The following is a 12,038-nucleotide window of genomic DNA, read 5'->3' as shown; positions in this document are numbered from 1 at the left end:
CTCCGGCGCGTCTGGTATGATGAGTGAATTTTGCATCTTAGGTGTATTGGAAAGCTCATTATGGTGATTAAGGCGCAGAGCCCGGCGGGTTTCGCGGAAGAGTACATTATTGAAAGCATCTGGAATAACCGCTTCCCTCCGGGATCTATTCTGCCTGCTGAACGCGAACTCTCTGAACTGATCGGCGTGACGCGCACCACCCTGCGCGAAGTGCTACAGCGCCTGGCGCGCGACGGCTGGCTGACTATCCAGCACGGTAAGCCGACGAAAGTAAACAACTTCTGGGAAACGTCGGGGCTCAACATCCTCGAAACGCTGGCGCGTCTCGACCACGAAAGCGTGCCGCAGCTTATCGATAACCTCCTTTCCGTGCGCACCAACATCGCGACGATTTTTATCCGCACCGCGTTGCGTATGCACCCCGATCGCGCGCATGAAGTGCTGGCGACGGCGGATGAAGTCGAAGATCACGCTGACGCTTTCGCGGAGCTGGATTACAACATTTTCCGCGGTCTGGCGTTCGCTTCCGGCAACCCGATCTACGGCCTTATCCTCAACGGCATGAAAGGGCTTTACACCCGCATCGGCCGCCACTATTTCTCCAACCCGGAAGCGCGCAGCCTGGCGCTGGGCTTTTACCACAAGCTCGGCACGCTTTCGCGCGAAGGGCAGCACGATCAGGTCTACGACGTGGTCCGTACTTACGGCCGTGAAAGCGGCGAGATCTGGCACCGGATGCAGAAAAACCTGCCGGGCGATCTGGCGATGCACAGCCGTTAATACACGGCGAGCGCGCATAAAAAAGGCTTCCTTCGGGAAGCCTTTTTTGTTGGGCGTGGCTGTCAGAGCGTATTGATCCGCGGCGGGCAGCGCTCCAGCAGCTCCACGCTGCCGTCTTCGTTCTGCTGCTCCAGCAGCACGTCGAAGCCCCACAGGCGATGCACATGCTTCAGCACTTCCCGACGGCCCTTATCGAGCGGCGCGCGGTGTTGCGGAATGTAGCGTAGCGTCAGCGCGCGGTCGCCGCGCAGGTTAACGTTCCACACCTGAATATTCGGCTCCAGGTTGCTCAGGTTATACTGGGCAGACAGCTCGTTACGAATCGCCCGGTAACCCTCTTCGTTGTGGATAGCCTCAATTTCCAGATAGTTGTTGCGATCGTCATCCAGCACCGTAAAGAAGCGGAAATCGCGCATGACTTTCGGCGACAGGAACTGGCTGATAAAGCTCTCGTCTTTGAAGTCGCGCATGGCGAAATGCAGCGTTTCCAGCCAGTCGGAGCCCGCGATATCCGGGAACCAGTAGCGGTCTTCCTCCGTCGGGTTCTGGCAGATACGTTTAATATCCTGGAACATGGCGAAGCCGAGCGCGTACGGGTTGATGCCGCTGTACCACTGGCTATTGTAGGGCGGCTGGAAAACGACATTGGTGTGGCTGTGCAGAAACTCCAGCATAAAGCGATCGGTCACTTTTCCTTCATCGTAGAGATGATTCAGGATGGTGTAGTGCCAGAACGTCGCCCAGCCTTCGTTCATCACCTGCGTCTGTTTCTGCGGGTAGAAATACTGGCTCACCTTACGCACGATGCGCAGGATCTCGCGCTGCCACGGCTCCAGCAGCGGGGCGTTCTTCTCCATAAAATAGAGCAGGTTCTCCTGCGGCTCGGCGGGGAAGCGGCGATGCGCCTCGACGGCCTTCTCCTCCTCACGTCTGGGGAGCGTGCGCCACAGCATGTTGACCTGGCTTTGCAGATACTCTTCGCGGCTTTTCTGGCGCGCTTTCTCTTCCTGCAGCGAGATCTTCTGCGGGCGTTTATAACGGTCAACGCCGTAATTCATCAGCGCGTGGCATGAGTCCAGCAGCTTCTCCACTTCATCCACGCCGTAGCGCTCTTCGCACTCGGTAATGTAGTGGCGGGCGAAAATGAGGTAATCGACAATCGAACTGGCGTCGGTCCAGCTGCGGAACAGGTAGTTATTCTTGAAAAACGAGTTGTGGCCGTAACAGGCGTGCGCCATCACCAGCGCCTGCATCGTAATGGTGTTCTCTTCCATCAGATACGCAATACACGGATTGGAGTTGATCACAATCTCGTAGGCGAGCCCTTGCTGACCATGCTTATAGAGCCGCTCGGTCTCGATGAATTTTTTACCGAACGACCAGTGCGGGTAGTTAATCGGCATCCCGACGCTGGAGTACGCGTCCATCATCTGTTCGGAGGTGATTATCTCAATCTGGTGCGGATAAGTGTCCAGCCGGTAGAGTTTCGCCACGCGATCGATTTCAGCGAGATAGACATCCAGCAGCTCGAATGTCCAGTCCGGCCCGTCGCTCAGACGTTGGGTATCCTTTTTCAGGGAATCAGTTACGGTAGCCATCAGCGCGCCCTCATTGTTAGCGGCTCTCATCCGGGGAGAGCCTTAATTTCAAGCATAGATCACCCCCGACTTATCAGCGCCACGGCAAAAATTTTTTCTGCGCGATTTCCTGAGCCCGCCTGTCGGTAAATGCCGGGCGTCGCAGAATTTTATTTTGCCGGGCAGGGAAGGGAAGCAGGAGATCCTGAAAGCGCTATCCCTGCTGTGACGCGGAAAGTTGTGAGAGGGTTCACCATAAAAAAGCCATATGTTGAATAATATTTTCTTCTGGGTTATCAATTTGTAATCAGTTAATTATTCTTTAGCCTGAGAAGGAAGAGGACATGCATGTAGTCGTGCTGGGGAGTGGAGTTGTCGGCGTCGCCAGCGCCTGGTATTTACGCCAGGCGGGGCACGAAGTGACGGTTATCGATCGCGAGCCGGGCCCGGCGCTGGAGACCAGCGCCGCCAACGCCGGCCAGATCTCGCCCGGTTACGCGGCGCCCTGGGCCGCGCCCGGCGTGCCGCTGAAAGCCATCAAGTGGATGTTCCAGCGTCACGCGCCGCTGGCCATCAGCCTTGACGGCACGCACTTTCAGCTTAAGTGGATGTGGCAGATGCTGCGCAACTGCGACACCCGCCACTACATGCAGAATAAAGGCCGCATGGTGCGGCTGGCGGAGTACAGCCGCGACTGCTTAAAAGCGCTGCGCGAATCCACCGGCATTCAGTATGAGGGCCGTCAGGGCGGAACGCTGCAACTGTTCCGCACCGAACAGCAATATGAAAACGCTTCGCGCGACATCGCGGTGCTGGAGAGCGAAGGCGTGCCGTTCCGCCTCCTGAAAGCCGCTGAACTGGCGCAGGTGGAACCAGCGCTGGCGGAAGTAGCGCATAAACTCACCGGCGGGCTGCAACTGCCGAATGACGAAACCGGCGACTGCCAGCTCTTCACCACGCGCCTCGCGCAGATGGCGGAAGCGGCGGGCGTGGTGTTCCGTTACAACACGCCGGTAGACAGACTGCTCTCTGAAGGCCAGCGCATCTACGGCGTGAAGTGCGGCGATGAAGTTATTAAAGCCGATGGCTATGTCATGGCGTTCGGCTCCTATTCCACCGCCATGCTCAAAGGCATCGTGGATATTCCGGTTTACCCGCTGAAGGGCTATTCGCTCACCATTCCGATTGCCGATGAAACCGGCGCGCCGGTCTCCACCGTGCTCGATGAAACTTATAAAATCGCCATTACGCGCTTTGATGACCGTATCCGCGTCGGCGGCATGGCTGAAATCGTCGGCTTTAACACCGAGCTTTTGAAACCGCGTCAGGAGACGCTGGAAATGGTGGTGCGCGATCTCTACCCGCGCGGCGGCCATATCGAACAGGCGAAATTCTGGACCGGCCTGCGCCCGATGACGCCGGACGGCACGCCGGTGGTCGGGCGCACCGAATTCAAAAACCTGTGGCTCAACACCGGGCACGGCACGCTCGGCTGGACGATGGCCTGCGGCTCCGGGCAGCTTCTGAGCGATATCATCTCCGGCCGCACGCCCGCGATTCCGTTTGAGGATCTGTCGGTGGCCCGTTACGCGCCGGGCTTCACACCGTCCTCTTCCCACCGCCTGCACGGCGCGCACCCCTGATAAGGAACCCGCATGTCTCGTCCGATACAGGCGAGCCTGGATTTGCAGGCTCTGCGTCACAACCTGGAGGTGGTGCGCCGCGCGGCGCCCCGGTCGCGCGTCTGGTCAGTGGTCAAGGCGAATGCTTACGGCCACGGGCTTGACCGCGTCTGGTCGGCGCTGGGCGCCACCGACGGTTTTGCGATGCTTAATCTGGAAGAGGCCATTTTGCTGCGCGAGCGCGGCTGGAAAGGCCCGATCCTGATGCTGGAAGGTTTTTTCCACGCCGATGAACTGCCGCTGTTCGATAAATACCGGCTCACCACCAGCGTGCACAGCAACTGGCAGTTAAAGGCGCTGGCGGAGGCGAAGCTGAACGCCCCGCTGGATGTCTATCTCAAAATCAACAGCGGCATGAACCGTCTGGGCTTCACGCCGGAGCGGGTGCACAGCATCTGGCAGCAGCTGAAAACCATTGCCAATGTGGGGCAGATAACGCTGATGGCGCACTTCGCCGATGCCGATCGCCCGGACGGCATTGACGCGGCGATGGTGCGCATTGAGCAGGCGGCGGAAGGCATCGACGCGCCGCGCTCGCTTTCCAACTCCGCCGCCGCGCTCTGGCATCCGCAGGCGCATTTCGACTGGGTACGTCCTGGCATCGTGCTCTACGGCGCGTCGCCGACCGGGCAGTGGCGGGATATCGCCACCAGCGGTCTGCAACCGGTGATGACGCTGAAGAGCGAGATTATCGGCGTGCAGACCCTGAAGCCTGGCGACACCGTGGGCTACGGCAGCCGCTACCGCGCCGCCGGCGAGCAGCGTATCGGGATTGTCGCGGGCGGTTACGCCGACGGTTATCCGCGCCATGCGCCGGACGGCACGCCGGTGCTGGTGGATGGCGTGCGTACCGGGATTGTCGGCACCGTCTCGATGGATATGCTGGCGGTCGATCTCACGCCTTGCCCGCAGGCGGGCATCGGCAGTCCGGTAGAGCTGTGGGGCAACGAGATTAAAATCGACGATGTCGCCGCGGCCTGCGGCACAATTGGCTATGAGCTGATGTGCGCGCTGGCGCCGCGCGTGCCGGTCAGCACGCGCTAAGCGCGTTACCGAGGCCATAAAAAAGGGAAACCCGCGGGTTTCCCTTTTGCTTTTGTGCCGTGCGGCGCCGTCAGTCGTCGCCGTCTTCGGCCACTTTCAGACCGATGCGGCGGATCTGGTTATTTTCTTTCTCCGCCACCGTCCACGTCATGCCCGCGAAATCCACCTGGTCGCCCACGACAGGCGCGGCGCCAATCAGCGCCAGCACCACTTCGCCGATGGTGCGGTTTTGATCCACCGCCGACTGGTCATCCAGCCCGTAGATAAACGCCACGTCGGAGAACTTCGCGTCCGCTTCAAGGATAAAATCACCGAAGAAGCGCTGGTCGAGCGCCACCGGCGGCGACTGGCTGAACAGCTTGCCAAGCGCAGGCAGGTCGCGCTCGCGGCCAATCACGCACAGCACATCGCCTTCCCGCAGGCGAGTGCTGCCGGTCGGGTGCATCAGCTGGTTTTCACGAAACAGCGCCGCGATGCGCGTCTCTTTCGGCATATGCAGGTCGCGCAGCGCCGCGCCCACGCACCATTTATCGGCGCTCAGCTGATAAACAAACTGCTCCCACGGGTTTTCCGGGTGAATATCGAGCCCCACGCGAGACTGCGGGCGGCCGACTTCCGGCACCACCACTTTGGCCTTTTTCGCGGCCCAGCCCAGCGTCGTGCCCTGAAAGAGCAGCGAGACCAGCACCACGAAAAACGCCACGTCGAAGAACAGATTCGCGCGTTCCAGCCCGGCCATCATCGGGAAGACGGCGAGGATAATCGGCACCGCGCCGCGCAGACCCACCCAGCTGATAAACACGCGCTCGCGAAGCGTAAACCCGCGAAACGGCAGCAGGCCGGTAAAGATAGAGAGCGGGCGGGCGATGAAAATCATCCACAGCGAGAGCAGCAGCGCCGGAATGGCGATCGGCAGCAGATGTGACGGTGTCACCAGAAGACCAAGCACCAGGAACATGCCAATCTGCGCAAGCCAGGCCAGGCCGTCAAAGGTTTGCTGAATGCCGTAGCGGTTGCGAATCGGTTTATTGCCGAGCACAAAACCGCACAGATAGACCGCCAGAATGCCGCTGCCATCGAGCGCCGTGGTCACGGAGAACACCATGATGCCGCCGCTTAACGCCAGCAGCGGGTAGAGCCCGGAGGGCAGCGGAATACGGTTGATGGTTTTCAGCAGCAGCCAGCCGCCGCCCAGGCCGATGAGTATCCCGAGCCCGAACTGCTGAACAATGTGCACCAGGAACAGCCAGCTCAGCGCGGTCTGATGCTCCTGAATCATTGAAATCAGCGTGATGGTGAGAAATACCGCCATCGGATCGTTGCTGCCGGATTCAATCTCAAGCGTGGAACTCACGCGCTCGTTCAGGCCTTTGCCGCCAAGCAGCGAGAAGACCGCCGCGGCGTCGGTGGAGCCGACTATCGCGCCTATCAGCAGCCCTTCCATGATGTCCAGATGGAACAGCCACGCGGCGGCCATGCCGGTCAGCCCGGAGGTAATCAGCACTCCGACGGTCGCGAGCGACAGCGCAGGGCCGAGGGCCACTTTAAAGGAACTTGCCTGGGTGCGCATCCCGCCATCAAGCAGGATCACCGCCAGCGCCAGGTTACTCACCAGATATGCGAAAGGGTAGTTGTCAAACGGAATGCCGCCCACGCCATCCACGCCCGCAAGCATGCCGATAGCCAGGAAAATCACCAGGATGGGGATACCAAGACGTGACGAGAATGAACTTAACAGGATACTGCAGGTGACCAGTACCGAACCCAGAATAAAAAGACTAATTATCGTCCCGGCGTCCAACGTGCGCGATCTCCTCTGCTGATGGGTTTTTTAAAAACTTACCATACTAATTATGAATCAATCGGTTTAATTAGCATGGTGAATGACCTTTTCCGGGGTTTTCCGTTGAGCAAGTGCAAAGTCAGGGTAGCAGATGGCAGGGTCCATCCGGTTACCATTTTGCAACGTATTGAACTAAAAGCCGTGTTCCGGCGACAGTTCGGGATTTGTCTTACGTCTCTGCGGCGCCTGAACGAGCAGGCGCCGGGGCGTCAGGCAAAATACGGTTGCAGGATCTCTTCCGTCCAGCGCATAAAGGCTCTGACGCGCTGCGATAAATTGCGCCGGTGCGCTATGACGAAAGACGCATCCAGCGGCTCTGGACGCAAATCAGGCAGCACTTCAACCAGCGCGCCGCGCGCAATCCAGGGCGCGAGGGTGGAATAGCCGCCCTGGATCAGGCCCAGGCCCGCAAGCCCCGCCCGGTGATAGGACTGGACGCTGTTGACGCTTACCGCGCCCGGCAGCATCAGCGAGGCATAGCCCTCTTTTGTCGGATACTCCCACCCATAGGGCTTTGAGCCAAAATTGCGCGTGTAATGCACCATCCGGTGCCCCTGGCGAGTCAGGTCATCCAGCGTCTGCGGCACGCCGACGCGCGCGAGATAATCCGGGCTTGCGGCATTGATCATGCGTAATTTTCCGAGCGGGCGGGCCACCAGCGTTTCATCCACGATCGGCCCCAGGCGGATGACGCAGTCAAATCCTTCCTGAATCAGATCGACGCGGCGGTCGGTGCTGGAGAGCTCCAGCTCCAGTTCCGGGTGGGCCTCCAGCAGTTGCGGCAGGGCAGGGATCACCACATTCTCCGCTAGCACCGCCGGCATATCGACGCGTAAGCGTCCCCGTAGCGCTGTCTCGCTCTGAGAAAACATCGATTTCAGTTCATCGGCTTCCGAGAGCAGATCGCGCGCGCGGCTATAAAACGCCCGCCCCTCTTCGGTCAGCTGCACGGTGCGCGTGGTTCGGTTTAAAAGCGTGGCGCCTATCTCCTGCTCAAGTTCGCGCACCACCACAGAGGCGCGGCCTTTCTGGATCCCGAGGCTTTCCGCGGCCTGCGTAAAGCTCTTCATTTCCGCCACGCGCGCGAAAATCATCAGCGGCTCAAGGTTTTTCATTGTTATTCCTGAAAGAAACAGTGTGTTCTTTTTTGGGTCATTTATACCCATATTAATACTTAATAGACTACTTTCACACCGCGTAATCCGCATACTTTTATGAAAGGCAGACACTATGACGCATCCCCTCAACACGATTAACGCCGTGGTTATCTACCACTCCGGCTATGGGCATACGGAACGGATGGCCGCTGCGGTAGCGAAAGGCGCTGGCGCCACGCTTATCGCTATCGATTCTGAAGGCAATATTCCTGAGAACGCCTGGGCGACACTTCGCGAGGCAGCGGTGATTCTGTTCGGTTCGCCGACCTATATGGGCGGGCCGAGCTGGCAGTTCAAGAAGTTTGCCGATGCCTCGTCAAAGCCCTGGTTTAAGGGCGAGTGGAACAACAAGATTTTCGGCGGCTTTACCAACAGCGCCAGCATCAATGGCGACAAGCTCAATACGCTGGCCTATTTCTTTCTGCTGGCCGGTCAGCACGGCGGTATCTGGGTCAACATGGATATCAAATCCTCAAACACCAAAGCGTCGCAGCGCGACGATCTGAACCGAATGGGCTCCAATATCGGCCCTATGGCGCAGACCCCGGCCGATGCATCGCCCGAAGAGATGTCTTCAGGGGATCTCGAAACGGCACGGCTCTATGGCGCGCGCGTGGCGAAGATTGCCGCGCAGTTCTCGTCGGTGAATGCCTCTGCCCGCTGAACCACAGCCGGTTAAAGCCACACATAACCAGGGCGTCACACGCTGACGCAACAAGGGGATCCCGTGAAATATAAACAACTCGGACGGACAGGCATGTTCGTATCGGAACTGTGCCTCGGCACAATGACGCTCGGCGGTAACGCCGATGCGGGCATGTGGTCCTCCATCGGCGCGGTCGCGCAGGAGGAGGCCAACCAGCTTATCGCGCAGGCGCTGGCGGGCGGCATTAACTTCATTGATACCGCCGATATTTACTCTTTCGGCCAGTCGGAGCGTATTACGGGGATCGCGCTAAAAGCGCTTGGCGTGGCGCGCAGCGACATTGTTCTCGCGACCAAAACCGGCGGCGTGATGGGGAAAGGGCCTAACGATCGGGGCGCCTCGCGCGGACACATTATGGATTCCGTGCAAAGGAGCCTTGAGCGGTTGCAGGTTGACCATATCGATTTATACCAGATCCACGCCAGCGACAGCGTCACGCCGGTTGAGGAGACGCTGCGCGCGCTTGACGATCTGACCCGCCAGGGGCTGGTTCGCTATGTCGGCGTCTCCAACTGGGCCGCCGGCCGGCTCGGCAAAGCGCTGGGCCTGAGCGAGGCGCTTCATGCCACGCGCTTTGAAACATTGCAGGCCTATTACTCCATTGCCAGCCGCGACGTGGAACGTGAACTGGTGCCGCTGGTCAATGAAGAAAAACTGGGGCTTCTCGTCTGGTCGCCGCTCGCGGGCGGCTTGCTGTCCGGCAAATTCGGACCGGGCGCGCCGCAGCACATTCGATTTCCCGCCTGTCGACCGCGACCGGGCCTGGCAATGCGTCGCCGAAATGCGGGTTATCGCAGAGGCGCGTGCGGTATCGGTCAGCCAGATAGCGCTCGCCTGGCTTCTTGCCCGCCCCGCGGTCACCAGCGTCATTATCGGGGTAAAACGGCGGGAGCAGCTCACCGATAATCTGGGCGCGAGCAACATTACGCTCACCGCCGACGAACTGGCGCGTCTGGATGCGGTAAGCGCGCTGCCGCCGCATTACCCGGCCTGGATGATTGAGCGACAGGAAGCCATGCGCTATCCGCAACCCGCTGGCGTTCATACAGAGCATCTTTGACCCGTTCTGCGCGTGTTCAGCCACCTGGCTTAACGTGTGTAAAACCCATTGTTGATAAAGGAAAAGAAAATGAAGAAAGGCTATCTGGTCGCTCATGTGACTATCACCGATCCGGCTGCCTACGCGGAATATGCCGAGGCCGCCGCACAGGCCATGCAGCCCTTTAACCCGAAAATCGTGGCCTGGTCAGGGCAGTATGAAAACCTGGAGGGAGAGGCGCATGAAAAACACATCGTTCTGGAATTTGATTCGTTTGACGACGCAAAGCGCTTTTACGACAGTCCGGCGTATCAGGCAGCCAGAGCCATGCGCGTCCGCGCCTCGACAGGCACGCTGGTGTTAGTGGAAGGGCCGGAAGTGTGATCTGCTGAAGGTTGAATGTCCGCGTCGTGAAGGAAGCGGACATCAACCTTATCCCGTTACGGCATCCGTATATCAGGCGAGTTTAAAAATCGCCGTGGAGCGGTTTAGCTGCGCCGCCTGATCTTCCAGCGACGCGGCAGCCGCGGCGGCCTCCTGAACCAGCGCGGCGTTTTGCTGGGTCACTTCATCCATCTGGTTGATAGCGATGCCCACATGCTCAATACCGTTAACCTGCTCGCCGGAAGCGGTATAGATCTCAGACATAATTGTCGAGACGTTGCCGATCGCCGTGACGATCCCGGTCATGGTTTTGCCCGCCTGCGCGACCAGGTCGGTGCCCTCCGATATGCGCTGGTTCGATGTTTCAATCAGCGCTTTAATCTCTTTCGCCGCGGTCGAACTGCGCTGCGCGAGCGCGCGCACTTCGCTTGCCACCACGGCGAAACCGCGGCCCTGCTCGCCGGCGCGAGCCGCTTCCACGGCGGCGTTGAGCGCCAGGATATTGGTCTGGAAAGCGATGCTTTCAATGGTGCCGATAATATCGACCACGCTTTTCGAACTGTCGAAAATGGACGCCATGGTGACGACGACTTTATCCACCACTTCGCCTCCCTGTTTCGCGACCTCGGACGCGTCGGACGCCAGGCTGCTGGCGCTTTGCGCGTTAGAAGCGTTTTGCCTCACGGTCGCCGTCAGTTGCTCCATGCTGGCTGAGGTTTCTTCCAGCGAGGCGGCCTGCTGTTCCGTTCGTGCAGAGAGATCGGTATTGCCCATCGCGACCTCTTTAGAGGCGTTGTCGATAGAGGACGCGGCGGTCTGAATATCAGCGACCACCTTTTTGAGCTGCTCCTGCATGGCGGTCAGGGTGTCGATAAGCACACCGGTTTCATCTTTTGAATGCGCCACCAGACGGGTCGAGAGATCGCCTGCGGCAATCGCCTGGGCCGCTTTTACCGCTTCCCCGAGCGGAAGGGTAATGGAACGGGCAAGGACATAGCCTAAAGCGGAAGCGACGAGGACACCTGACAACGCGCCGATAAACAAGGTCAGCTGGGTCTGCGTTTCAACGGAATCGACAGAATGCTGGCGTTCGCTGAGCAGATTTTTTTCGTCATTGACGATGTCATCAATGGTTTTACGCATTTGATCCATCTGCGGCTTGCCCGTGTTGGCTTCAAAGGCCGCGTTGAAATCCGCCTGCGACATTGACCCGGCATTGAGCGCGCGACGATTTTCGAGCAATTCAGCGACAAACTTTTCCCGCCACTCTTGCTCCTGCTTAAGCAAATCATTCAGACGCTTTTGCTGCGCCGGGTTATCCGCCGTTAAGCCTTTCGTTTCCTGCAAGAGTTTACCAAAATCCTCTTTGCCTGAATTCCAGGGAGCCAGCATTTCCTCTTTGCCATTAATCGCATAGCCACGCAGACCGGTTTCCATATTCACCAGGCTTTGCGTCAGGGCACGGCTTTTATCAATGACGCGCCAGCTATGAATGTTCCAGGCGTTGGTATTAACGATGCTGGAAAAGTTATTGTAGAAGGTCGCGCACAATAACAGCAGCAATGCTAAAACAGCGCCAAAGGCAAAAAAGAACTTTTTCTTGATAGGTAAATTCCTGAACATTTAAACCTCGTCCTGAATAAGGTGACAGAGCCGCGTGAAGCGCCGTAAACAGATAAGTTATCGGCACGGGCTTTTCTGGCTTTAACTGAAATTGATAAACGCAGAGACGGCGGAGAATATATCCTTTCCGGCTTTTTTGTTTTGTGGGTATATTCAAACGGATAGCGCGCTATAAAGGCGGGCGCCGCTGCCAGCATCTATTC

Annotated in this window: 9 protein-coding genes and 1 pseudogene; 6 read left to right on the top strand and 4 right to left on the bottom strand. The window is 58.6% G+C overall.

The genetic code is table 11. From position 1 onward, the window contains the following. The first annotated feature begins 60 nt into the window (after positions 1-60). On the top strand, positions 61-780 hold the full coding sequence (gene fadR / locus AFK65_RS11595; protein ID WP_007698675.1) for a fatty acid metabolism transcriptional regulator FadR: 720 nt from the start codon (positions 61-63) through the stop codon (positions 778-780). A gap of 62 nt (positions 781-842) precedes the next feature. Here the strand turns inward: fadR and AFK65_RS11590 are convergent, their stop codons facing one another. Beyond that, complete coding sequence (locus tag AFK65_RS11590; protein WP_032805470.1) at positions 843-2,378, bottom strand: SpoVR family protein; 1,536 nt, start codon at positions 2,376-2,378, stop codon at positions 843-845. A 323-nt stretch (positions 2,379-2,701) separates the two neighbouring features. Here AFK65_RS11590 and AFK65_RS11585 point away from each other — a divergent pair, with 323 nt between their 5' ends. Together AFK65_RS11585 and dadX are read left to right on the top strand one after the other, a co-directional pair. Next, positions 2,702-4,000, top strand: a complete 1,299-nt coding sequence (locus AFK65_RS11585; RefSeq protein WP_038856970.1) for a D-amino acid dehydrogenase — start codon at positions 2,702-2,704, stop codon at positions 3,998-4,000. A gap of 12 nt (positions 4,001-4,012) precedes the next feature. Then, positions 4,013-5,083: a catabolic alanine racemase DadX gene (dadX, locus tag AFK65_RS11580; RefSeq protein WP_038856971.1), complete on the top strand. Its 1,071-nt coding sequence runs from the start codon at positions 4,013-4,015 to the stop codon at positions 5,081-5,083. A gap of 70 nt (positions 5,084-5,153) precedes the next feature. Here dadX and AFK65_RS11575 read toward each other — a convergent pair whose 3' ends face one another. Then, the gene (locus AFK65_RS11575; RefSeq protein ID WP_038856972.1) at positions 5,154-6,884 is read right to left on the bottom strand and encodes a potassium/proton antiporter; all 1,731 of its coding nucleotides are present in this window, start codon (positions 6,882-6,884) and stop codon (positions 5,154-5,156) included. Between the two features lie 251 nt (positions 6,885-7,135). Further along, entirely contained in the window at positions 7,136-8,041 is a 906-nt protein-coding gene (locus AFK65_RS11570; protein WP_007698658.1) for a LysR substrate-binding domain-containing protein, read from the bottom strand. A gap of 115 nt (positions 8,042-8,156) precedes the next feature. On the opposite strand from AFK65_RS11570, the gene AFK65_RS11565 reads away from it, so the two are divergent. From AFK65_RS11565 to AFK65_RS11555, 3 genes and pseudogenes are all read left to right on the top strand, one after another. After that, complete coding sequence (locus AFK65_RS11565; RefSeq protein ID WP_007698654.1) at positions 8,157-8,747, top strand: flavodoxin family protein; 591 nt, start codon at positions 8,157-8,159, stop codon at positions 8,745-8,747. Between the two features lie 63 nt (positions 8,748-8,810). Continuing rightward, a pseudogene (locus AFK65_RS11560) lies at positions 8,811-9,849 on the top strand (aldo/keto reductase). Between the two features lie 69 nt (positions 9,850-9,918). Beyond that, the gene (locus AFK65_RS11555) at positions 9,919-10,212 is read left to right on the top strand and encodes a DUF1330 domain-containing protein (protein ID WP_007698648.1); all 294 of its coding nucleotides are present in this window, start codon (positions 9,919-9,921) and stop codon (positions 10,210-10,212) included. 72 nt (positions 10,213-10,284) lie between these two features. Here the strand turns inward: AFK65_RS11555 and AFK65_RS22370 are convergent, their stop codons facing one another. Further along, a complete protein-coding gene (locus tag AFK65_RS22370) occupies positions 10,285-11,835 on the bottom strand; it encodes a methyl-accepting chemotaxis protein (RefSeq protein WP_050569306.1) in 1,551 nt (516 codons plus the stop codon). Between the last annotated feature and the right edge of the window lie 203 nt (positions 11,836-12,038).

The sequence above is a fragment of the Cronobacter universalis NCTC 9529 genome (genome assembly GCF_001277175.1).
Classification (GTDB): domain Bacteria; phylum Pseudomonadota; class Gammaproteobacteria; order Enterobacterales; family Enterobacteriaceae; genus Cronobacter; species Cronobacter universalis.
This window is presented reverse-complemented; position numbering and strand designations above follow the sequence as displayed.